At 63.6% G+C, this 398-nt stretch carries 1 protein-coding gene; it reads left to right on the top strand.

Features of this window, described 5'->3' with window-relative positions:
* Positions 1-89: 89 nt before the first annotated feature.
* Positions 90-398: transposase (locus EN818_RS30960; RefSeq protein ID WP_245521429.1), on the top strand; the 309-nt coding region annotated here is incomplete at its 3' end.

Raw genomic sequence — 398 nt, 5'->3', positions numbered from 1 at the left:
CCGGTCCCTTCCCACCGGTGAACCATCAACCTGAACAGTTGCACGGGGCTGTTCGAAGCAGACCCCGCACCACAGGAAGAGGCGTGGCCATGATAGTGCAGAACTATGTCGGCTGCGACATCTCCAAAGCGAGGCTCGACCTTTTTGACGAGGCAAGCGGCCGTTACCAGCGCATCCCCAACCAGGCTGAGGCGATAGAAGCCTATGTGGCAGGCCTTTGCGCCGGTCGTGACTTCGTCGTCATGGAGGCGACAGGGGTGCATGACCGGCTGCTGCGCCATGCGCTGGCCAAGGCCGGCGTGCCGTTCTCGCGGCACAACCCCGCCCACACCCACCACTATGCGAAGTCGACGCGACGGCGGGCCAAGACCGATCCTCTCGATGCCAGGATGCTGAGC

It is taken from the genome of Mesorhizobium sp. M3A.F.Ca.ET.175.01.1.1 (assembly GCF_004791945.1).
GTDB lineage: Bacteria > Pseudomonadota > Alphaproteobacteria > Rhizobiales > Rhizobiaceae > Mesorhizobium.
Note: the sequence above shows the minus strand (reverse complement) of the source record. Positions and strands in the feature narration are given on the sequence as shown.